The 20,551-nt window shown below is 68.8% G+C and carries 18 protein-coding genes and 1 tRNA gene; 8 read left to right on the forward strand and 11 right to left on the reverse strand.

Annotated features, from left to right (window positions below; genetic code table 11):
• Nucleotides 1-90: 90 nt before the first annotated feature.
• Entirely contained in the window at nt 91-417 is a 327-nt protein-coding gene (locus tag BLU04_RS03410) for a hypothetical protein (protein ID WP_093282231.1), read from the reverse strand.
• 117 nt (nt 418-534) lie between these two features.
• On the opposite strand from BLU04_RS03410, the gene BLU04_RS03415 reads away from it, so the two are divergent.
• Both BLU04_RS03415 and BLU04_RS03420 read left to right on the forward strand, forming a co-directional pair.
• Complete coding sequence (locus BLU04_RS03415; protein ID WP_093282234.1) at nt 535-3,054, forward strand: U32 family peptidase; 2,520 nt, start codon at nt 535-537, stop codon at nt 3,052-3,054.
• A gap of 11 nt (nt 3,055-3,065) precedes the next feature.
• A complete protein-coding gene (locus BLU04_RS03420) occupies nt 3,066-3,797 on the forward strand; it encodes a CPBP family glutamic-type intramembrane protease (RefSeq protein WP_093282237.1) in 732 nt (243 codons plus the stop codon).
• On the opposite strand, the gene BLU04_RS03425 is transcribed toward BLU04_RS03420, so the two are convergent.
• Both BLU04_RS03425 and BLU04_RS03430 read right to left on the reverse strand, forming a co-directional pair.
• On the reverse strand, nt 3,769-4,287 hold the full coding sequence (locus tag BLU04_RS03425; protein ID WP_093282239.1) for a hypothetical protein: 519 nt from the start codon (nt 4,285-4,287) through the stop codon (nt 3,769-3,771). The two genes, BLU04_RS03420 and BLU04_RS03425, sit on opposite strands and share 29 nt — an antisense overlap.
• A gap of 34 nt (nt 4,288-4,321) precedes the next feature.
• Nucleotides 4,322-4,837, reverse strand: a complete 516-nt coding sequence (locus BLU04_RS03430; RefSeq protein ID WP_093282241.1) for a hypothetical protein — start codon at nt 4,835-4,837, stop codon at nt 4,322-4,324.
• A 466-nt stretch (nt 4,838-5,303) separates the two neighbouring features.
• Between BLU04_RS03430 and BLU04_RS03435 the strand changes: the two genes are divergently transcribed.
• Genes BLU04_RS03435 through BLU04_RS03445 form a run of 3 tightly spaced genes read left to right on the forward strand, consistent with a single transcriptional unit; the run spans nt 5,304 to nt 9,504 of the window.
• On the forward strand, nt 5,304-6,122 hold the full coding sequence (locus BLU04_RS03435) for a transporter substrate-binding domain-containing protein (RefSeq protein WP_093282244.1): 819 nt from the start codon (nt 5,304-5,306) through the stop codon (nt 6,120-6,122).
• A gap of 10 nt (nt 6,123-6,132) precedes the next feature.
• Complete coding sequence (locus BLU04_RS03440; protein ID WP_093282246.1) at nt 6,133-9,078, forward strand: Npt1/Npt2 family nucleotide transporter; 2,946 nt, start codon at nt 6,133-6,135, stop codon at nt 9,076-9,078.
• 9 nt (nt 9,079-9,087) lie between these two features.
• Nucleotides 9,088-9,504 (forward strand): cyclic nucleotide-binding domain-containing protein, encoded by a 417-nt coding sequence (locus BLU04_RS03445; RefSeq protein ID WP_093282249.1) that lies wholly within the window; start codon nt 9,088-9,090, stop codon nt 9,502-9,504.
• Nucleotides 9,505-9,507: 3 nt separating this feature from the next.
• Here the strand turns inward: BLU04_RS03445 and BLU04_RS03450 are convergent, their stop codons facing one another.
• From BLU04_RS03450 to BLU04_RS03470, 5 genes are all read right to left on the reverse strand, one after another.
• Nucleotides 9,508-9,996 (reverse strand): SRPBCC family protein, encoded by a 489-nt coding sequence (locus BLU04_RS03450; protein WP_093282251.1) that lies wholly within the window; start codon nt 9,994-9,996, stop codon nt 9,508-9,510.
• A 22-nt stretch (nt 9,997-10,018) separates the two neighbouring features.
• Nucleotides 10,019-10,990, reverse strand: a complete 972-nt coding sequence (locus tag BLU04_RS03455) for a TIGR01777 family oxidoreductase (protein ID WP_093282254.1) — start codon at nt 10,988-10,990, stop codon at nt 10,019-10,021.
• Between the two features lie 32 nt (nt 10,991-11,022).
• On the reverse strand, nt 11,023-12,402 hold the full coding sequence (locus tag BLU04_RS03460; RefSeq protein ID WP_093282257.1) for an MBOAT family protein: 1,380 nt from the start codon (nt 12,400-12,402) through the stop codon (nt 11,023-11,025).
• A gap of 39 nt (nt 12,403-12,441) precedes the next feature.
• Nucleotides 12,442-12,819, reverse strand: coding sequence for a hypothetical protein (locus BLU04_RS03465; protein ID WP_093282260.1), 378 nt, complete (start codon nt 12,817-12,819; stop codon nt 12,442-12,444).
• A gap of 87 nt (nt 12,820-12,906) precedes the next feature.
• Nucleotides 12,907-13,446, reverse strand: a complete 540-nt coding sequence (locus BLU04_RS03470; RefSeq protein ID WP_093282264.1) for a MarR family transcriptional regulator — start codon at nt 13,444-13,446, stop codon at nt 12,907-12,909.
• Between the two features lie 132 nt (nt 13,447-13,578).
• Here BLU04_RS03470 and BLU04_RS03475 point away from each other — a divergent pair.
• The 3 genes from BLU04_RS03475 (at nt 13,579) to BLU04_RS03485 (ending at nt 17,643) form a co-directional block, all read left to right on the forward strand.
• Nucleotides 13,579-13,665: transfer RNA gene (locus BLU04_RS03475), tRNA-Ser, on the forward strand.
• A 281-nt stretch (nt 13,666-13,946) separates the two neighbouring features.
• Nucleotides 13,947-14,663 (forward strand): DUF4272 domain-containing protein, encoded by a 717-nt coding sequence (locus tag BLU04_RS03480; protein ID WP_093282267.1) that lies wholly within the window; start codon nt 13,947-13,949, stop codon nt 14,661-14,663.
• A 721-nt stretch (nt 14,664-15,384) separates the two neighbouring features.
• Nucleotides 15,385-17,643 carry a SulP family inorganic anion transporter gene (locus tag BLU04_RS03485; protein ID WP_093282269.1) on the forward strand — a complete coding sequence of 753 codons (2,259 nt, stop codon included), beginning with the start codon at nt 15,385-15,387 and terminating at the stop codon, nt 17,641-17,643.
• A gap of 20 nt (nt 17,644-17,663) precedes the next feature.
• Here BLU04_RS03485 and BLU04_RS03490 read toward each other — a convergent pair whose 3' ends face one another.
• From BLU04_RS03490 to BLU04_RS03500, 3 genes are all read right to left on the reverse strand, one after another.
• The gene (locus BLU04_RS03490) at nt 17,664-18,368 is read right to left on the reverse strand and encodes an amino acid racemase (protein ID WP_093282272.1); all 705 of its coding nucleotides are present in this window, start codon (nt 18,366-18,368) and stop codon (nt 17,664-17,666) included.
• Between the two features lie 75 nt (nt 18,369-18,443).
• Entirely contained in the window at nt 18,444-19,022 is a 579-nt protein-coding gene (locus BLU04_RS03495; protein WP_093282274.1) for an MEDS domain-containing protein, read from the reverse strand.
• A gap of 103 nt (nt 19,023-19,125) precedes the next feature.
• Entirely contained in the window at nt 19,126-20,550 is a 1,425-nt protein-coding gene (locus BLU04_RS03500; RefSeq protein WP_093282277.1) for an FAD-dependent oxidoreductase, read from the reverse strand.
• Nucleotide 20,551: the final 1 nt, after the last annotated feature.

The following is a 20,551-nucleotide window of genomic DNA, read 5'->3' on the forward strand; positions in this document are numbered from 1 at the left end:
GGAAGGGGGACCAAGGCCTCCCCGGCTCCAGCGGTCGCCCTCCAGCCCGTCGGGAGGGAGATGGGAGGGGCTTCGCCCCTCGGAAGCGTTTTACGCCTCCGCGTGGAACCGCCGCCCCGTCTGCGCCTGCTCGATCGCCTGAACCTCCCCCTTGGCATTGTAGGAAGTCGTCTGCGGATGGGGCTGGGCGGTGGTGGGGACGGGGGTCGAGGTCGGCGCGGCCTGCCGCTGGATGGTCTCGCGGGCGACGTCGGCCTTGGCCGCGTTGGAGGCCGCCCGGGCCGAGGCTTCCTGGGAGATGCTCTGGGGCTTGCCCCGGTGGACCTGGTCGGTCGAGATGGCGGCGTTGACCGAGGTGATGCTATGCGCCGCGGGGGCGTGGGAGAACCCACTGACGAAGGGGGAGATCGTCGGCATGACAAGGGAAGCGTAACGTACTTCGGGGCCGTTGGCCACCGGTAAGTGTAGCCCGTTTTTCCGGCGGGGATTGCCTCATTGATTCCTCAGGGAGAAGAAGATAGAGTGCCCAGTCCCATGCCGACTCCCGCCCCCCGCCTCCGTCCCGAGCTCCTGGCCCCCGCCGGGAACTGGGAGTGCGCCCGCGCGGCGGCGGCGAACGGGGCCGACGCGGTCTTCTTCGGCCTCCCCCGGTTCAACGCCCGCCTCCGGGCCGACAACTTCACGCTGGAGGAACTCCCCGCGGCGGTCGAGTGGCTCCACGCGCGGGGCCTCCGGGCCTACGTGACGATGAACACCCTCGTCTTCCCCTCGGAGCTGGCCGACGCGGAGCAGTTCCTCCTCGCCCTCCAGGCGGCGCGGGTCGACGCGATCATCGTCCAGGACCTCGGCCTCGTCGAGCTCGCCCGGGCCGTCGCCCCCGACGTCGAGATCCACGCCTCGACCCAGATGACGATCACCTCGCCCGAGGGGGCCCGCTTCGCCTCCACCCTCGGCGTCACCCGCGTCGTCCTGGCGCGGGAAATCTCGATGCGGGACATGGCCCGCTTCCAGGACGAGGCCAACGAGGGGCTGCCGCCGCTCGAAGTCTTCGTCCACGGCGCCCTCTGCGTCGCCTACTCCGGCCAGTGCCTGACCAGTGAGTCCCTCGGCCAGCGGAGCGCGAACCGGGGCGAGTGCGCCCAGGCCTGCCGCCTCCCCTACGGCCTGGTCGTCGACGGCGCGGTGAAGGAGCTCGGCGACAAGGCCTACCTCCTCTCCCCGCAGGACCTCGCCGCCGTCGCCGAGGTGCCGAAGCTGATCGAGCTCGGCGTCGCGAGCTTCAAGATCGAGGGCCGCCTGAAGGCACCCGAATACGTCGCCGCCGTCTGCCAGGTCTACCGGAAGGCGATCGACGCCGCGCTGGAGCATCGGGAAGAGGCCGTCACCGAGGCCGATTACCGGAAGCTGGAGCTGACCTTCTCGCGCGGCCTCTTCTCCGGCTGGATGCACGGCGTGAACCACCAGCAGCTCGTCCACGCCCGCTACTCGAACAAGCGCGGCCCCCTCGTCGCCCACGTGCGGAAGACGCGGCCCGACGGAAGCGTCGAGGTCGAGTGGACGGGCGAGCCGCTCCGCCCCGGCGACGGCCTCCTCTTCGACTCGGGCGGCGACCAGAACCGGCAGCAGGGGGGCCGCATCTGGACGGCGGCCGGGGCGCGGGGGAACCACCTCGCCTTCGAGCAGGGCCGGATCGACACCGCCCGCCTCCGCCCCGGCGACGCCGTCTACCAGACCGACGACCCCCGCCTCGACGCCGCCCTCCAGAAGACCTTCGCCCGCGACCCCGAGCCGAAGCGCGAGCGGCGCTCCGTCTCCTTCGCCGTCTCGGGCCGCGCCGGGGAGCCGCTCCGCCTCGAAGCGACGCTCGATGGAACCCCCGCCAAGGTCGTCCTCCTCTCCGCCGTCCCCCTCGACACCGCCCGGAACCGCCCCCTCACCGAGGCCGGATTGCGCGACCCCTTGGGCCGCCTCGGCGAGACGCCCTTCGTCCTCGGCGCGGTCCACTCCGCCCTCGAAGGGGAGACGATCCTCCCCGTCAGCGAATTGAACCGCCTCCGCCGCGAGGCCGTCGCGGCGCTGGAGAAGGCGGCCGAGGGCAAGGCGAAGCCCGCCGCGCCCGCGCCCGGCGTCCCCGCCTTGCGGCGGCTCCTCCCGCCGGTGCCGGGGAAGGCCGATCCCGCTCCCGCTACCCTCTCGGTCCTCTGCCGCACCCTCGACCAGATCGCGGCCCTCCTCGCCTCCGATCAGGCCCCCCGGATCTACGCCGATTTCGAGGACATCCGCCGCTACAAGGAGGCCGTCGCCCTCGTCCGCGAGGCCCAGGAGAACAGCAGCCAGGCCGAAATCTGGCTCGCCACCCCCCGCATCCAGAAGGCGGCGGAGCAGGGCTTCTTCAAGCTGATCGAGAACGCCGCCCCCGACGGCGTCCTGATCCGCAACCTCGGCGCGCTCGACTATTTCAAGACCTCCCCGCTGCGGAAGTGCGGCGACTTCTCCCTCAACGTCGCCAACGCCCTCACCGCGCAGATCCTCATGCGGCCCGAGTCGGGGCTGGGGCTCGAAACCGTCGCGATCTCCTACGACCTCAACGCGCGGCAGGTCGAGGACCTCCTCCGCTCGGCCCCGCCCGCGTGGTTCGAGATCGTCCTCCACCAGCACATGCCGATGTTCCATATGGAGCATTGCGTCTTCGCCGCCTTCCTCTCCGAGGGGAAGGACCACACCGACTGCGGCCGCCCGTGCGACCGGCACCGCGTGGCGCTGAAGGACCGGGTCGGCATGGTCCACCCCGTCGTCGCCGACGTCGGCTGCCGGAACACCGTCTTCCATGGCCGGGCGCAGAGCGGGGCCGCCTACGTGGCCCCCTTCCGCGCCGCCGGGGCCGGGCGCTTCCGGCTGGAGCTCCTCCACGAGGACGGCCCCTCCGCCCGCCGCATCTACGAGACCTACCGCCGCCTCCTCGACGGCGGGACGACGGCCTCCTCCCTCATCGCCGAGCTCCGCGTCGCCGACCAGCTCGGCGTCACCAGCGGGACCTTGACGGTGCTGGGATAATGGGGGCCTCCATGAGCGCCTCCCCTTCCGATTCCCCGCTTTCCTCCCCCTACGGCCGGGCCGTCGCCCATCCCGCCTTCCCCGTCCTCTTCCCCGCCCTCCTCTGGCTCGCCTTCACCCCGCTGCTGGCGATCCACCCGCTCGCCGTCTACGTCGTCTATCCGATCCAGGTCTTCGCCGTCCTCATCGCCCTCGGCTTCCAGGCCTCGCGCCTCGGCGTCCCCCTCGCGGGAAGCGGGGCGGGGGTCTTCCGGCCGATGTTCAGCTTCGGCGCGGGGCTCCTCGCCTTCGCCGCGTGGGCCGTCGTCCAGACCGTCTGGCCGATGCCGCCCCACGGCCTCGCGCTGCCGGGGAACGTCGGGGAGCCGTTCAATCCCTATTACATTTTCGGGGCGGGGGCCGTCGCCCGGGGGGAGGCCGCCTTCCGGCTCCTCGGCGCGGGGATCGTCCTCCCGCTCGTCGCCGAGATGGCGATCCGGGGCTGGCTGATGCGGCGGCTGATCGCGCGCGATTTCCTCTCCGTCCCGCTCGCCTCCTTCACCCCGTTCTCCTTCCTCGCCAGCACCGTCGCCTTCGCCCTCTTTCGCCCCACGGCGTGCGGGCCGGAAATCGCCGCCGCGCTGATCCTCGGCATCTGGTTCCTCGCCTCGCGGAACTTCGCGGGCGTCCTCCTCGCCTCGATCGTCTGCCACCTCCTCGCCGCCCTCGACGCCGTCACGGCTGCGAAGTGGGTGCTTTGGTAGGGACGGGAATGACGACCTGCCCGAGGGTGTTGTCCCCCTCGAAGACCCGGGCGGCGTCGGCGACGCTCATCGTGATCCGCTTGCCGCCGTCCTCCTGCGTTTCGGAATAGGGCTCGCCGAAGGCCGTCTTGAAATCGGGGTTCTTTTCCGCGGGGAAGCCGACGATGCTCATCCAGCTCCCGTCGGGGTCGGTCCACGACTTCAGCGTGACGAAATAGGCGGCGTGCCGCGCCTTCGCGATCTCGTAGATGCCCTTCGTCGAGATGAGGGCCGACCCGGTCGGGCCGCCCTTCTTGCGGATGACCTGGACCTTCGAGGTATGGGTCGTCTCGTTGCGCTCCAGCTCGTTCACCTTGATGTCGAAGGCGGGATCGGTCCCCGGCCATTTCGTCGAGTCGAAGCGGACAAGCGGGCCGTCGATGCTCTGACCGAACGAGGCGGGAACGAGAGCGGTGCCGAGCCAGACGAGAAGAAGAACGAGGCGGCGCATGGACCCACTGTAGCACGCCGCACAAGGGGGGCGGCTACCTGGAGGGGACGGCCTCGGCAGTCGCAGCGGGAGCGTCGGCGGCCTTGGGCTCGGCTTTGGGTTCAAACAGCACCGCGCACTCCGCGACGCTGAAGCAGACGCGCGTCTTCCCGGAGAGGTTCTTCTTGCTGTAGGGAACAGGGAAATCGGTCTCGACGTTGGGGTGGTCGTTGTCGGGGAAGCCGACGACGAGGGACCAGTTCCCGTCGGGGCGCATCTTTTCCTTGAGGGTGATGAAGTAGGCCGCATGGCGGGCCTTCGCGATCTGGTAGATCGCCTTCGTCCCCATGACGAGGGAACCGCGCGGATCGCCCTTCCGGTGGATCGCCAGGAGGGTCGAGGTGTTCCCCTCCCGCTTCTCCTCGGTCACCTCGATGTCGTAACCGGGATCGGCGACCAGATCGGACTGGAAATGGACCAGCGGCTCTTCCGCCGCCGGGGCGGGAGTCTGGCCAAAACCGGCGCAGGAAAAGGCGAAGAGCACGACAGCGAGGGAAAGGGAAAGGCGCATGGCGACGGGATCGTATCACCGATTGAAAAAGCGTCACGCCTCGGCGATCGGGCTGGGCTAATTCAAGGGGTCGCGAAGAGAAGGTGAGCGCCCTTCGGGACGGGGTACAGACCCTGTACAGGGGGAGGAACCACGCGTCCGAGTGCGGGCGGACCCGAAGCGGCTATTCTTCCAGACGCTTCTCTCCCGATAGGAGTCTGGGCGTATTGGTACTGCTCCCCCTTCAGTACGTACCCTCGGACGCCCCCGGAAGCAGCGGATTTTAAAACAGTTCGGAGACAAGGCGCCGCCAAAGCGCGTCCGCCTAGTTCAGGCCCTCAGAACAGGAGGTTCCAGGAGGGGCGAAGCCCCTCTTGGGCTATAAAGCGGGTTACCTCCAGCTGTACCGGGTCGACCCCGCAAGCCCCAACGGGCCGCCCCACCCCAGGATTGTCTTTTACACAGCGACCGTTACGATCCCGACGTCATGCGCCCCCTCTTCTCCTCCGCGACGCCGCTCCTTGTCCTGGGCCTGGCCCTGGTTCTCCTCGGCGGCCCGGCCTCCCGGACGCATGCCGCCGACACGCTGACCTTCGAGGCCGATCCCTACATGCCCTACACGGGGGACTCGGAAAAGGGGGAGACCGGTTTCATGGTCGACATCGTGAAGGCGGTCTTCGAGGCGAAGGGCTATAACGTCGTCTACCAGTCGACCTCCTGGAACGCCGTCCTCCACCACGCGAAGGAAGGGCGGATCACCGGCATCGTCGGCCTGAGCAAGATCGACGCCCCCGACCTCCTCTTCCCGAAGATCGAGGAAGGCCGGGCGCAGGGGATGTTCTACGTCGGCATCGAGAGCGACTGGAAGTACGCCGGGGCCGGGAGCCTCGACAAGATCGTCCTCGGCATCATCGCCGACTACAAATACAACCCCGAGGTCGGCGCCTACATCACGAAGAACCGGGGCGACGTGAAGAAGATCTTCCCCGTCCTCAGCGACAACAGCCCGCTGACCGCCCTCGCCACCGCCCTCCTCGACAAGCGGATCACGACCTTCGTCGAGGACAAGAACGTCGTCCAATACTTCCTCAAGAGCTACGACAGGGCCGACCGGCTCGTCGAGGCCGGGCCGCTGAAGGCGTCGACCGACCTCTACGTCGCCTTCTCCCCGCTCTTCCTCAACGCGCCGGAGCTCGCCGCCCAGCTCTCCGAGGGCGTCGCCGCGATGCGCGCCGACGGCCGCCTCGGCAAGATCCTCGCCAAATACGGGGTGACCGACTGGGCGACGGCCGCCGCCGCGCAATAGCGGCCCCGCCGTGAAGTCCGCCGCCTCCTCCCTCTCCCTCTTCTCCGCCCGGCTCCGCCTTCGGCTGGCGCCGGGCGAGGGGGCGATGCTGGCGGCGTTGACGGCCCTCTTCTTCTGCCGGGGCGCGGCGGCGGTCTGCTTCGACACGGCGGCGGGGACCGCCTTCCTCTCGGAGTTCGGCGCGGCCCGCCTTCCCTTCATCTACCTCGGCGGGGCGCTGGCGGGGGTCGCCTTCGGGACCCTCTACGTGAGGCTCGCCGCCCGGCCCGGGATGGGGGCACAGCGGCTCCTCCCGGGGACGCTCGCCGTGGCCCTCGGCGTCGCGCTGGGGGCTGCCCTCGCCGTCCGCCACCCGGCCCTCGCCTGCGCCGCGATGCTGTGGAAGGAGATCGCCTTCAACTTCCTCAACATCGTCGTCTGGGGGACGGCGAGCCGCCTCTTCGACGTCCGGCAGGGGAAGCGGCTCTTCGGCTTCGTCGCCGCCGGGGGGATCGCGGCGAACATCGCCGCGGGCCTCGCCGTCCCGGCCCTCGCCCGCTGGGGCGGCGTCCCCGGCCTCTTCTCCGTCTCGGCGGCGGCCCTCGCGGCAGGGCTGGCCGTCCTCCTCGGCATCCTCCGGGCCTTCCCGGAGAAATTCGCCGCCGGCCCCTCCTCCCCCCACGTCAGGCCGGGGAAGAGCGAAGCCGCCGCGCCGGAGGAAGGCGGGGGCGGCGGCGGTCTCTGGCGCTCCCTCGCGGAGGACCGCTACCTGCGGCTCTTCCTCTTCCTCTCGGTCCTCTCGAACTTCGCCTTCTTCTTCACCGACTTCCTCTACTTCGACCGCCTCGACGCGATGTTCCACACCGAGGAGAACCTCGCCGCCTTCATGGGCCGCTTCTCCGCCTGGGTCGGCGTCGGGCAGCTCGTCCTCAGCCTCTTCCTCTCCGGGACGATCCTCAGCCGCTTCGGCCTCGCCGCCGCCCTCGCCGTCCTGCCGTGGGCCTGCGGCTTCGCCGTCTCGGGGGCGGTCGGGGCGCTCTCCCTCTTCGGGACGGGCGGCGGCTTCTTCTGGCTCATCATCGCGGCGAAGCTCGCCGACGAGGTCTTCCGCGCCGCCCTCCTCGGCCCCGCCTTCCGCATTCTCTACCAGCCCCTTCCCGAGGACGAACAGTTCGTGTTCCAGGCGCGGGCCGAGTCGGTGATCGATCCCGCCGGGGCGGGCCTCGCGGGGGGGCTCCTCCTGCTCCTCACCGTCGCGTGGGCCGTCCCTCCCGCGTGGCTCTGCGGCCTCCTCGCCCTCTTCCTCGTCGGCTGGATCGTCGTCGCCCGGAAGATGGGCGGCGAATACGGGCGGCGGCTGGCCCGGGCGCTGACCCGGCGGCGGCTCTCCGGGACCGCCCTGACCCTCGACGACGCCTCGGTCGCCCTCCTCCTGAAAATGGCGGGGAGCGCCGATCCCGGCGCCGTCCTCCACGCCCTCGACCTCCTCGAACGGGCCGACCGCCCCGAATGGCCGCAGCTCCTCGCCGCCGCCCTCCGGCACGAGGCGGAGGAAGTCCGGCTCTGGGCGATCGAACGCATCGGGCGGACGGGAACCCGCTCCCCCGCGCCCTGGGAAGCGCCGCTGCGGGCCCTCTGGATCCCGGGCGGCGCGGCCGAGGCCCGCATCGCCCGGGCGGCACTCGGCGCGGCGATCCGCCTCGGCCATGCGGAGGCCCTCCGCTTCGCGCAGGCCCGTTTCCCCGGCTGCGACGGGGAGACCCGCCGGGAAGTGCTCGCCGCCTTCCTCGCCCGGTCCGCTCCCGCGCCGGAGGAAGGGGGCGTCGAGTCCGGACCCGACGCCTGGGCCGACGAACGGCTGGCCGGGCTCCTCCGATCGGGAACCGCGAGCGACCGCCTCGAGGGGATCGCCGTCCTCACCCGCCTCGGAGCCGAAACCCGTTCCGATCCTCTCAGTTGGCGCACCGCCCTCCTCCCCCTCCTCTTCGATCCCGACGAGAGCGTCCGCCTCGCCGCGCTCCGCGCCGCCCTTCCCCTCGCCGGGGAGGAACTCGTCTCGCCCCTCCTCGCCGCCCTCCGGGAGCGCCCCTTCCGCCCGGCCGCCGCCGCCGCCCTCCACGCCTGCGGCCCCGCGGCGGTCGGCCCCCTCGGCGTCGTCGCGAACGGGGCCGAGACCTTCCCCGCCTCGGCCCGCCGCGTCGCCCTCCGGCTCCTCGGCCGCGCCGAGGCGGGCACAACAGCCTGGGACCACGCCCGGGAGGCCCTCCTCTCCGCTCCCGACGACGAGGACAAGGTCCTCCGGCAGGAACGGCTCCGCGCCCTCGCGCAGACCGGCTGGACCGTCCCGCGCCGGGACCGTGCCGCCTGGCTCGCCCGCCTGACGGAGGAAGCCGGGGAAGCCGCCGGGTTCGACCACCTCGCCCGCCTCCTCGCCGCCCATCCCCCGCTCCGCGAGGCCCTCGAGCGCGAGGCCCGCGAAGCCCGCCTCCAGATCCTCCGCCTCCTCTCCCTCTTCCCGGGGGGCCGGGAACTCCGCGCGCTGGAGACCGTCCTCGTCGGCGAACGGGCCCGTCCGGGAGCGGCCTCCCCCTCGCCCGCCCTCTCCCTCGCCGCCTCCCGCCGCCGCGCCAAGGCCCTCGAACTCCTCGACACCCTCCTCCCCGCCGAGGCGAAAGGCGTCGTCCTCCCCCTCTTCGATCCCGCCCCCGCCTCCCCCACCAACAAGGGCGATCCCGCCGCCCTCCTCCTCGACCTGATCGCCGCCCCCCGCAGCGAGATCCTTCCCTGGACCCGGGCCTGCGCCCTCTACGCCCTCGGCGGGAGCGCCCACGCCCAACCCCGCGCCGGGACCCTGAAATCGGCGCTTCCCGCCCTCCGCGCTTCCGTGGAGGATGAAGAGGAGGAAGCCTTCGTCCGCGAGACCGCCCGCTGGGCCGAAGGCCGCATCCTCGCCCTCGCCCCCACCCCCGGCCATTGACCCGCGACCATGCTGACGATTGAAAAAGTGATGCTGCTGAAGTCGGCCAGCGTCTTCTCCGGCGTCCCGGAGGAGATGCTCGTCGCCCTCGCCGAGACGGCGCGGGAGCGGGAGTTCGCCCCCGGCGCGCCGATCTTCGCCGAGGGCGAGGAAGGGACCTGCCTCTACGTCATCGCCCTCGGGGCCGTCCGCATCCACAAGGGGGACCACCTCCTCGCCCGCCTCGGCGCGCGGCAGGTCTTCGGCGAGCTCGCCGCCCTCGACCCCGAGCCCCGCTCCGCCTCCGCGACCGCCGACGACGCCGGGGCCCTCCTCTTCGAGATCGGCAACGAGGCCCTCTACGAACTCCTCGCCGACCACGCCGAAGTCGCCCGCGACATCATCGCCGTCCTCTGCCGCCGCCTCCGCGACGCCGGGAAGCGGTAGGGGTCACCTCTCCCCGAGGTAACGCCTCCAGCCGTCGCCCCCGTCGTTCTCGGCGGCCTTCCGGACCGCCGCCGCCTGGGCCGCGATCAACCTGCGCATGTGGGCGCGCAGGAACAGGGCATCCGCGAGCGATCCCAGCCAGCCGCAGGGCGTCGTGAAATCGAAACGGTCCTCGACGACGGTCCCGCCGTCCCGCGCGGTGAAGAAATGATCGTGGTCGAAGCGTCGGAACGGACCCTCCACCATCGAATCCCGGAAATGCCCGGGCCGGGCGAAGGCGGTGATCCGGCTGGTCAGCGTCTGGGAGAGGCCGAACTGCCGCGCCCGCCACGTCACCGCGTCGCCGGGACCGAGAAGCCCCCGGGTGACCCCGGCGATCGCCGTGGCCTGCGCCGGGTAGGCGGCCTCGGCATGGAGGTCGACGCTGAGAGCGAGATCGAAGACCCGCTCCGGCGGGGCCTGGATGAAATGAGTGACGATAATGAGGGGCATAAGAGTCGGAATTCAATGTGGATCAGCGTTCTCCCTCGGTCTGGCACAGGTCGCGGGCGGCCTCGCCCCACTGGGGAAACCGGAAGGCAAAGCCTTCCCGGAGGAGCCGGGCCGGGACCACGCGGCGGCTCTTCAGGATCAGCTCGGTCTCGGTCCGCAGGAAGAACGCGGCGATCTCCAGCAGCCAGCCCGGGGTCGGAAGGCCGAAGCCGCCGGGAATCCGCGCGGCGCGGCGGAGCCCCGCCATGAAGGCCCCGTTCGGCAGCGGATGGGGCGCGGCCAGGTTGATGTGGCCCGAGATCGCCCCGTTGCCGATCAGCCAGGAGACGGCGCGGACGAAATCGTCCCCGTGGATCCACGAGACATATTGCCGCCCGTCGCCCGACCGGCCCCCGAGGCCGAGGCGGACGAGCCGCCGCAGGAGGTCGAACGGGCCGCCCGCCCCCGGCGTCATCACGATCGCCGAGCGGAGGAGGACGAGGCGGGTCGCCGGGAGGGGGACCCCGGCCAGCGCCGCCAGCGCCGTCTTTTCCCACGCCGTCGCCACCGCGATGCTGAAGTTCCAGGTCTCGGGCGCTCCCGGCTCGTCGCCTCCCAGGAGGCCCTCCTCGTCGTTCGCCGCGTCGTAACGATGGGCGTAGATCGTCGCCGTGCTGGCCTGGAGCCAGACACGCGGCGGTCGCGCCGCGCGGACAATCGCCTCGCCGAGGACCCGCGTCGAGTCGAGGCGGGAGTCGACGATCTCCTTCCGGTTCGCCGCCGTATAGCGGCAATTCACACTCCGCCCCGCGAGGTTGATCACCGCGTCGGCCCCCTCCAGTTCCGCCTCCCAGCCCCCCGCCGTCCGCCCGTCCCACGGCACCACGCGCCACGGAACGGCGGCGGGCGGCCCCGCCCGGCGGCTGAGGACGACGACTTCATGGCCGTCCCGATGGAAGGCGCGGGCAAGGAGGGTGCCGACCTGGCCGGTCCCTCCGGGAATGACGATTTTCATGATGCGTTTTGGATTTGAAATGGAGATCGGGATCAGACGAGATGCCGCAGGACCAAAGCCCAGAAGGTTCCGGCCATGGCGATGAAGAGGCTGGTGAGGAGGGTATGGCCGATCACGAACTGGGGACCCTTGGGCCAGTCCCGGTGGTCGAAGTAAAAGAAATCGACGGTGAGGCGCATCGTCCAGAAGACGGCGATGAATCCGGTGAGCGCCAGCGCGCTCTTCCCTCCCGCGAGCATCTCCGCATGGAGCACGGCGGTCAGCAGGAAGAAACTGACGATCGTCAGCCCGATCGTGCCGTAGTAGGTCACGAAGATCTTCCGGTTGAAAGGCTCGAGCTTCGCGAAGTCCCTCTTCCACTGCAGCCGCCAGGGAAGCTGGACCCCGGCCGCAATCGCGAAGAGATGGCCGACGGTGGCGAGCCACAGCGCAAGGTTCAGATACCAGCCGACAGGCCGGGCCGCGAGCGCGAGGTGGAGGTGGTGATAGAGCGGAAGGATCAGGGCCTCCATGAACGGCCCGTGGAAGAGGAGCGGGGCCGGGGCCAGGAGCCAGAACCAGGTCCAGACCCTCCGCGCCGGGGCCGGCCACCTCGCCTCGATCCGCAGCGCGCCGCGCTCCGCCAGCACCAGGATTCCCTGCAGGACGAAATAGCAGAACGGCCCGCCCCACCCCCCTCCGGCGGGATAGCTGAGGGCGCTCTCGTGGAGCAGCCCGGAGAGAACGAAGATGGCCGCGATCGACCCCGCCGCCCCAAGCTTCCGCCGGAGCGTCGGGAAAAGGAGGATCCTCCCCAGCTGGACAAAGGCGAGATTCCAGCGGCGGCTCCAGAAATCGTGGAGCGAGGCGCTGCGGAAGGGGTGGTCGAAGAGCGGAGCGACCGGCCAGCCCGCCGCCCGCATCAGGTAAGCCAGGATCTCCGCATAGCCGCGATGGACCGCCAGCAGAATCGCGAGGAGCCCCGCCCAGGCGACGACGGCGGGCGGCAGCGCAGGCTCCAAGAGGGCAAGGAGAAGCGCCAAGACCAAGCCGCCGAGCATCGTCCGGTATCCCTGGAAAAAGCGGGCACTCTCCCCCTCCGGCAGCTCGGCCGCCACCCGCCTTTCGAAGGGCGCAGCATCGATGCCCGGCCACAGCGTCAGGTAGACGAACAGGCCCGTCTTCGGGAACGCCGCGATCCGGTCCCGGGGATAACGGAAGAGGACCGAGCCCTTCAGCAGGTAGAGCATCGCCGCCGAGGCGACGATCAGCCGCTGCCAGGGCGCCAGCGCCGCCCCGCACCCGATCCCCGCCGCCCAGCCCGCGAGCGGAAAGAACCAGCCCGCCGCCCGGCGCAGCGCCGTGCCGGGAAGGAGGTAGAGGGCGGCGACCAGGAGGAACCAAGCGGCGGCGAGGGCGGAGAGGAAGATCATGGGGGGAGGAGAGTTGAAGGTTTCCGCGCGGGAGCGGGACTAGCCGAGGTCGGGCGCGGGAGGGATCTTCGCGAGGGCGTGCTTCCGGCGCATCCGCGAGAGGGTCCAGAAATTGCCGAAATGCATCGCGCCGAGAACCAGGAGGACCTGTCCCACCTTCACGCTCAGCACCTCGATCACCTGCTGCGTGTCGGGGATCTCCGCCGTCGTCTTCAGCGCGAACGTCACGAAACCGAGATTGATGAGGTAGAAGCCGACCACCAGCAGCTGGTTGATCGAATCGGCCAGATCCTCCCGGCCGTCGAAGCAATCGACGAGGAAGACCCGTCCGTTCTTCTTCAGCGTGTGGGCGACGCCGACGGTGAGGAGGAGGCTGATCGCGAGGTAGATGAGGTAGAGGAGGGTGGTGGGGTTCATCGGTTGGATCGGGTTTATTGTTTTATTATTTCTATATTTTCGAAAATTAATGAAAATTAAGCCTAAAAAAAGAGCGCTCCGGTTTCTTCAGATTTTCTTCCCGAGGAACTTCAGGGCGACGGGCATCAGGGCGCTTTGCTCCGAACGGGAGATCCGCTCCATCATCGAGTCGGCGAGCCCGACGAATTCCCCGAGCGCCTTCACCTGCCTGTTGAACGTCGCCGCCTTCTCCCCCTTCAGGGAGCGCGTCTGCGCCTCGCACTCGCGCAGGACGCCGAGGACCGGCTCGATCTCCCGCCGCTTCCGGTTCCGGGCGATCGTGCAGAACATCTTCCAGACATCCTTCTCCGACTCGTAGTAATCCTTCCGCTCCCCCTTCACGATCACGCTGCGGACCAGGCCCCAGTCGATCAGCTCGTGGAGGTTCTGGTGGGCGTTGCCCCGGCTGATCTCCAGCTCGGCCATCACCTCGTCGGTCGTCAGGGGCCGCTCGCTGACCATCAGGAGGGCGTGGATCTGGGCCATCGTCCGGTTGATCCCCCAGGCGCTCCCCATCGTCCCCCAATGGGAGATGAACTCGTCGCGGGCCTTCTTCAGGGCCTCGGTCTCGGCGGGTTTCTCGCTCATATTTTCAATATATTCTGAAAATACAATTTTGTCAATCATCTGTTTTCCTCCCGGCCCCGAATCGGAACCCTCTCCTCTCGACTCCCCGCGCCGGAGTCTGATAGCGTGAAGCCCGCGCGACCGGTAAAACTGGGACAGATGGCCGAGTGGTTTATGGCTGCAGTCTTGAAAACTGCCGTGCCTGCAAAGGCACCGTGGGTTCGAATCCCACTCTGTCCGCAGCGGCCCTACGGGCCGCAAGGCAGAGAAAGCTAAAAAAGCCGGAGGCGATTATCGGATGGCGGGCCGGGAGGTCGGGGCCGCAATCCCACTCTGTCCGGCGCTCCGCGCGGACAGAGAGTCCCAAAAAGCCGGAGTGTCCGCGCCCCTTAATACCCAAATGGCCGAACGCCCTATTCTCCGAACGAAATAGGGCTTAAATGACCGAACGTTGCCCGTTCGTCTGGGAGTTTGTGTTTCATTGTGGTGCGCTAAAATTTTGGATAAAACTGTAAAGAGACATGGAAGATCAAGAATACATCGAGCCTCCTCCACCATGCGCAGAGAGGGTGGCTCGCCGAGCGTTGATCCTATCCGCTATCGCCTGTCGTGGTTTCGCTGAAAATGAAAAACCGGAAGAGGCAGTGCCTATTGCAAAAGACTGTCTCAATTGGCTAATCTCCTTAGGTCTGGACGACGATTTGAGCGAGTGGGAGAGAGCGTTGCTGCAAGCCCCGTTAGGGAGCCTTTCCAGTCGAGACAAGAATAACGCGAGTTGGCTCAGTGAAGCTGTCGCCGTATTAGCTTGGTCACTTGGAAAGGCTGATTTGCCCTTGTTTGACAAGCAATGTGACCCTGCCGGGGTGGCAAACGGCCTCGGCTTTCTTCAACCTGCTGGGGAAACAATCTTGAATAATCCCGCATTGCTTTCCCCTGACGAGCTAGGTGATTACAACGAGTTCATTTACAATTTGCATTGGCGACTTCGCAGTTTTTCAATCAATAAACAGAAATATGATTTTGAGTCGTTAGCTCGTAAGGCTTGGGGAGAGCCAGTCGCGAAATATGGGCTTCAGTTTTTGGAAAAAGACCTGTCTCTTGGTGGCGTTCCGATAACACAAGCACAGGAAGTTACGTGGCGCACAGTCTTGAGCATTACACAAGAGAGGCACCGGGCTTCAAATTGGCTGACTGGTTATGCCTCGGAAGATTTTTACGAAGTGACGACGGATACATAGATAGTTCGGCTTCGTTCAGCGAGTTGGAGCATCCGTCCGGGAATTAATGTGTTCGGGCGTTCGGACAATAAAGGCTCCTGACAGCCGGAGGCGATTATCGGATGGCGGGCCGGGAGGTCGGGGCCGCAATCCCACTCCCCACGCGAAGGACGTTCCCTAGCCCGCCAGCAGCCCATCGCACCCGAACAACCGAAGACAAAACCGACCTAAGCGGCTGCCGCGATGAACACTTCCCCCAAAAAAAGCCTTTGGTTCCCGCATGTCATTTCCGAATACTCATGCCGCCAATGCGGGCACGTCCATTCCCTGTCTGCCCCGATGCTCTCCCGTCTTCATGCCATTGCGACCATCGTCGCATCACTCCCCCTCTCGTTTATTTTGGCGAGTCCACCTTGGAACCTCTCTTGGTATAATGGAGTGGGGATCTTCGCCGGAGAGACTCTTACTCTCTTCGCCGCAGGCTGGCTTATCGGCCTGCTGCAGTCGGTGCGTCATGCACACAATACTCGCCAATGCCGAAGCTGTGGGGGCCCCATGATGTTCTGCGGTCGCCATTTTCCCGGAAACGGCCACATCCAAAGAATCGATAAAGCCGTTTTCCTCCTGTTCTTCGGGATCAACGCAACCCTTTGGGTTCTCTTGTAGAATCGAGTGCCGTTATTCTCGGCCCCCACCCCACCCTTGCGTCTCCCCCCCCGCTCGTAAATAATCCCCCCCACCCATGCGCCCCTCCCTGTTCGCCGCCCTCTCCCTCCGCCTGGGCGCGTTGTGGTCCGAGGTGGGCCATGCGCCGGTCGCCCCGTCGCTCATCTCGGGGATGATCGTCGCGATGATGGCCTCGGTCATGGGGGTTTCCTTCGCCGCACTGGTGTTCGGCGGGGAGCTTTCGGGGTGGATTCCCTATGGGGTCAGCCTTTTCCTGCTCGGTGCGCTTCTGCTCGGCGGCGGCACGGCGCTCCTCAGCGCCTTTCCCGGGAGCATCACGGTTCCCCAGGATCGCTTCTTCCCGATCCTCGGCCTGATGGCGGTCGGCATGACGGCGACGCTGCACGGGGCGGCGTCGCCCGACGACATCGCCCGGACGGTCCTCGCGACGATCGCCATCGCCTCCCTCCTCACCGGCCTCGCCTTCTACCTCCTGGGCCGGTTCGGCCTCGGCAACCTGATCCGCTTCATTCCCTATCCGGTGGTCGGCGGGTTCCTGGCGGGGTCGGGCTGGCTCCTCTTCTCGGGATCGTTCCGGGTGATGACGGGGAGCACCCTCGCGCTGGCCTCGCTCCCGGCCCTGGGCCGCCCGGAGACGGCGGCGCTGTGGGTTCCGGGCCTCCTCTTCGGCACCGTCCTGTGGGCGGTCCTCCGGTGGCGGCCCCACGTCCTCGCCGTCCCGACGCTGCTGGCGGTCGGCGTCGGCCTCTTTTACCTCGCGGTCGCGCTGCTCCACCTGCCGCTGGCCCACATGCGGGAGACGGGCTGGCTGCTGAAGAGCCTCCCCTCGGTGCCGGTGACGGAGCTGCACGGCCTCTTCGCGGCGCGCGGCGTCCACTGGGAGGTCGTCGCGGCGCAGGGCGGCTTCCTCTCCGCGCTCCTCCTCACCGCCGTGATCTCCCTGCTGCTCAACATCACCGCCATCGAGCTGACCGCCGACCGGGAGATCGACCTGAACGCGGAGCTCCGCGTCGCCGGATGGGTCAACCTCGCGGGGGGCGTCGCCGGATCGTCCCCGGGGTTCCTCGGCCTCAGCCTCACCCGGCTCCCGCTGAGTTTCGGGGCCTCCAACCGGCTGACCGGGCTGGTCTACGCGGCCTGCTGCGGGGCGATCCTCCTCTGCGGCACGGCGTTCCTTTCCTACATCCCGAAGTTCGTCCTCGGCGGCTTCCTCCTCTACCTCGGCCTCTCGATGCTGATGGAATGGATCGTCGACGGGCGGCGGCAGCTCCCGGCGGCCGACTACGGCGTGATGCTGCTCATCCTGATCGTGATCGGGACGGTCGGCTACCTGCAGGGGATCGCGGTGGGGATCGTCGCCGCGTCGGCGCTCTTCATCGTCGGCTATGGCCGGGTGAGCGTGGTGGCCCGCCGCCTGACGGGGGCCGAGCAGCGGAGCAACGTCGACCGCGCCGAGGCCGACACCCATCTCCTCCAGGAGAAGGGGCGGGGGCTCCTCATCCTGAAGCTCCAGGGCTTCATCTTCTTCGGCAGCGCGAACAAGCTCTACGACACGGCGCGGGACCGCCTCGCCCTGCCCGGCGAGGAGCCGCTCCGCTTCGTCCTCCTCGACCTGGGGCAGGTCACCGGCCTCGACTCCTCGGCCCTCCTCAGCCTCGTGAAGATGCGGAAGCTGGGGGCGAAGCGGGGCTTCCGCCTCGTCCTGGTCGTCTCCCCGGCCTCGGCGCGGCTCCGCGCCCAGATCGAGGCGGGCGGCCTCCTGAACGCCGACGGCGCCCGCCTCTTCCCCGACCGGGACCACGGCCTCGAATGGTGCGAGGACGAGATCCTGAACGAGGTCCGCCTCGGATCGGGCATCGAGGTCCGCGAGGAGGACGTCCCGCTCCTCCTCTACCTGCAGCGGCACTGGCCCGCCGACTCGAACCCGACGCGGCTCGACCGGTACCTGGAACGGGTCGGCGTCTCGGCCGGGGAGCCGCTCTTCCGCCAGGGCGAGCCGTCGCGGGAACTTTACTTCGTCGAGGAGGGCCGGGTGCGCGTCGAGCTCGAGCTGGGCGACGGGCGGGTGATCCGCCTGCGGAGCCTGCTGAAGGGAACGGTGGTCGGGGAACTCGGCTTCTACCTCCACTCCGCCCGCGGGGCGACGGTCCGCGCCGAGACCGCCTGCACCCTGCGCCGCCTCACCGACGAGGGGCTGAGGCGGATGGAGGCGGAGGAGCCCGGCGCGGCCCTCGTGTTCCACCATTACATGAGCCGCTTCCTCGCCGACCGGATGACCTATACGAACCGGGCGCTCCAGGCGGCGCTCGAATAGGGGAGCGGCCCCGGCCCCGCTCAGGCGGCGGGCTTCGCCCAGCGGATCGCCGCCAGCGCCAGCGCGTCGATGGTGTCGATCAGCGGGACGGCGATGTCGTGGTGCGGCCCCGCCTGGATGCCGAGCGGGATTTCGGTGCAGCCCAGCACCACGGCGAGGGCTCCCCGGGAGGCGAGCAGCTCGGCGGTCTCGGCGAGCGGGGCGTACGATTCCGCGAGGCGGTTGGCCTTCACCGAGGCGATGGCGGGCGAGACCAGGCGGGCGGTCTCCGCCTCGTCGGGCGTGATCACGTTCCAGCCCAGTTCCCCCAACCGATCCTGATAGAGCCGCATCGCCAAGGTCCCCGCCGTCCCCATCACGCCGACGGTCCCGCTCGGGGCGACGCGACGCAGGGCCTCGGCGGTGGCGTCGACAATGTGGAGGATCGGGAGCGGCGTGGCGGCGGCCATTTCCCGATACCAGCCGTGGGCGGTGTTGCACGGGATGGCGATCGCGCCGCAGCCCGCCGCCTGGAGACCGGCGACGCCGCGCAGCAGGAGCGGCAGCGGATCGGGGCCGCCGGAACGCGCCTGGGTCCGGTCCGGCACGCGGGGATCGGACCAGAGGACGGCGGGGATATGTTCCTGGTCGGTGGCGGCGGGGGTGAGCAGGGTGAGGCGGCTCATGAAATGGGCACTCGCCAGGGGGCCCATCCCCCCGAGCACGCCGAGGGTGCGATTGGTCATGCCGCAAAATGGCCCAAACCCGCCGGGATGGACAGCAAAAGCATCGGGTAGCGCCCCGGCCCCGATCAGCTCAGCTCAACTCTTGAAGACCGGCAGCGTTTCGCACCGGTAATCGGGATTGAAGAGGGAGAGCGTCTCGTTGACGTAGAGGGAGCGGTGGACCGCCCGGGCCTGCTGGATGACCTCGGCGGGGAGCGTGTCCCGATGGTACTGGCAGATCCCCATCAACTCGGGCCGCCGGCTGAAAATCTCCTCGAGCCGGTGCTCGTATTCGACGAGCTTCTCGAAGTTCTTTTCGGAGCCGAATTCCCACGTCATGTCGCCGCTCGCCCAGAGGCCCTTGTAGCCGTCCCGCAAGGCCCGATCGAGCGTCTCCTCCAGGAGGCCGAGCATCCCCGTCACGTCGAAGACGCCGTCGGCGGAGACGCACGAGTCCGAGGAGAGGACGAGGCGGCCCCGCTGGACCTCGGCGGCGACGTCGACGCCGAGGGCCGCGAGGCTCGAACGAATCCCCATCACCATCGGCTTGCTGTTGAGATAAAGGCACCGGTAGCCCTCGTTCAGCCGCCGCTGGATCGTCGCCGTCAGGGCGGGAAGCTGCAGGGCGGGGGACCCCTCGTAGACGAGGCAGTGATGGCGCGAAGTGCATTCCATGGCGGGAGGAAGGCCGGTTTCCCTATTTTCGGCCCATTTCCTCCGGGAATCAACCCCGACTTTGCCTCATTACCGTCTTAAACAGGGTAACTTATCAGCCTCCTCACCGCGCCAAGACCGGCTCAGGCTCCTTCTGCGGGCGGGGCCCGGGCAGGGGCAGGTAGACGCCTTCGCTCCGCAGCCGGTCGCGCAGCGCCTCGGTGTCGACGGCGTGGACGTCGGAATCGAAGCGTTCCCCCGCCAGGGCCGCCGCCATCCCGGCGGCCTCGCCCATGGCGAGGCAGACCGGCATGACGCGGATGCTGCCGTGGACGATCCGCTCGCACGAGATCGACCGGCCCGCGACGAGGACGTTCCGCAGGCCGGCGGGGGTGAGGCAGCGGTAGGGGATGCCGTGCGACTCGCCGGGGCCGTAGTGGGCGAAGCGGGTCTCGACGTTGACCTCGGTGACGTCGAGGGAGGCGGCCTCCTCGCGGGTGAAGTGGAGGTCGATGAAGTAGCAGTTCCGGCAGATCTCGTCGTCGAAGGAGCGGCGGGCGGCGTAGTCGTCGAGGGTCAGGCAGTAGTCGCCGACGATGCGGCGGCTCTCGCGGATGCCGACGGCGGCGCCGGTGGTGACGAGGTGGGCGTTGCCGAAGGCGGCGGGGGCGAACTCGGCGAGGGCGTCGCGGTAGGAGGCGGCCATCTTCCGGCCCAGGACCAGGGCGCGGGAGACCGAGGCGGGATCGGTGCTGTCGACGTTCCAGAGGTGGCCCGCGTTGAAGCCGACAGTGCCGGGACCGATGAGGTTCTGGCAGAGGTGGGTGTCGGGGATCAGGGGATAGCGGCCCGACTTGAGGATCGCATGGATCGGGCTCTCCTTGTTCGTGGCGAAGAGGCCGGGGCCGGAGAAGTAGGCCTCCTCGTCGACGTTCGCGAGGATGAAGCAATGGGTGGCGGGCTGGACGGTGCCGTCGCGGTCGCCCTGCTGGAACTCGGCCCCGGCCCAGGCGGCGAGGTCGGCGTCGCCGGTGCAATCGACGTAGACCTTCGCGCGGAGGGCGGAGAGGCCCGCCTTGTTCGAGACGACGAGGTGGGAGACGACGCCGTCGGCCGGGTCCCCGCCCCCGGCCAGGACGACGTCGGAGAGGACGGTGTGGAAGAGGATCTCCGCGCCGGAAGAGGTGACGAGGTGGTCGTAGACCCGCTTCAGCCGCTCGGCGTCGATGGGAACCCAGTCGAGGTCCTTCTCCTTCACGTGGGCGAGCCCTTCCTTCGCCGCGCGGAAGACCTTTTCGGCGATGCCCCGGTAGATCACCTTCTCCTTGTCGGAAAAGGGACACCAGGCGGGGACGAGGGCGGTGGTCCCGGCCCCGCCGAGGGCGCCCGACGATTCGACGAGGAGGGTCCGCGCCCCTTCGCGGGCCGAGGCGATGGCGGCGGCGCATCCGGCGGGGCCGCCCCCGACGACGATGACGTCCCAGCGGTCGTCGAGGGGAACGGAGCGGGGGGCGAGGGAAATCGTCTTCGGCGTCGCGCGGAAACTCATG

Source organism: Verrucomicrobium sp. GAS474 (genome assembly GCF_900105685.1).
In the GTDB taxonomy this organism is placed as follows: Bacteria; Verrucomicrobiota; Verrucomicrobiia; order Methylacidiphilales; family GAS474; genus GAS474.

What these genes read in the sequence shown, in the direction of transcription:
- BLU04_RS03410 (WP_093282231.1), bottom strand. Translation starts at nt 417, where the DNA reads ATGCCGACGATCTCCCCCTTCGTCAGTGGGTTCTCCCACGCCCCCGCG.
- BLU04_RS03415 (WP_093282234.1), top strand. Translation starts at nt 535, where the DNA reads ATGCCGACTCCCGCCCCCCGCCTCCGTCCCGAGCTCCTGGCCCCCGCC.
- BLU04_RS03420 (WP_093282237.1), top strand. Translation starts at nt 3,066, where the DNA reads ATGAGCGCCTCCCCTTCCGATTCCCCGCTTTCCTCCCCCTACGGCCGG.
- BLU04_RS03425 (WP_093282239.1), bottom strand. Translation starts at nt 4,287, where the DNA reads ATGCGCCGCCTCGTTCTTCTTCTCGTCTGGCTCGGCACCGCTCTCGTT.
- BLU04_RS03430 (WP_093282241.1), bottom strand. Translation starts at nt 4,837, where the DNA reads ATGCGCCTTTCCCTTTCCCTCGCTGTCGTGCTCTTCGCCTTTTCCTGC.
- BLU04_RS03435 (WP_093282244.1), top strand. Translation starts at nt 5,304, where the DNA reads ATGCGCCCCCTCTTCTCCTCCGCGACGCCGCTCCTTGTCCTGGGCCTG.
- BLU04_RS03445 (WP_093282249.1), top strand. Translation starts at nt 9,088, where the DNA reads ATGCTGACGATTGAAAAAGTGATGCTGCTGAAGTCGGCCAGCGTCTTC.
- BLU04_RS03450 (WP_093282251.1), bottom strand. Translation starts at nt 9,996, where the DNA reads ATGCCCCTCATTATCGTCACTCATTTCATCCAGGCCCCGCCGGAGCGG.
- BLU04_RS03455 (WP_093282254.1), bottom strand. Translation starts at nt 10,990, where the DNA reads ATGAAAATCGTCATTCCCGGAGGGACCGGCCAGGTCGGCACCCTCCTT.
- BLU04_RS03460 (WP_093282257.1), bottom strand. Translation starts at nt 12,402, where the DNA reads ATGATCTTCCTCTCCGCCCTCGCCGCCGCTTGGTTCCTCCTGGTCGCC.
- BLU04_RS03465 (WP_093282260.1), bottom strand. Translation starts at nt 12,819, where the DNA reads ATGAACCCCACCACCCTCCTCTACCTCATCTACCTCGCGATCAGCCTC.
- BLU04_RS03470 (WP_093282264.1), bottom strand. Translation starts at nt 13,446, where the DNA reads ATGAGCGAGAAACCCGCCGAGACCGAGGCCCTGAAGAAGGCCCGCGAC.
- BLU04_RS03480 (WP_093282267.1), top strand. Translation starts at nt 13,947, where the DNA reads ATGGAAGATCAAGAATACATCGAGCCTCCTCCACCATGCGCAGAGAGG.
- BLU04_RS03485 (WP_093282269.1), top strand. Translation starts at nt 15,385, where the DNA reads ATGCGCCCCTCCCTGTTCGCCGCCCTCTCCCTCCGCCTGGGCGCGTTG.
- BLU04_RS03490 (WP_093282272.1), bottom strand. Translation starts at nt 18,368, where the DNA reads ATGACCAATCGCACCCTCGGCGTGCTCGGGGGGATGGGCCCCCTGGCG.
- BLU04_RS03495 (WP_093282274.1), bottom strand. Translation starts at nt 19,022, where the DNA reads ATGGAATGCACTTCGCGCCATCACTGCCTCGTCTACGAGGGGTCCCCC.
- BLU04_RS03500 (WP_093282277.1), bottom strand. Translation starts at nt 20,550, where the DNA reads ATGAGTTTCCGCGCGACGCCGAAGACGATTTCCCTCGCCCCCCGCTCC.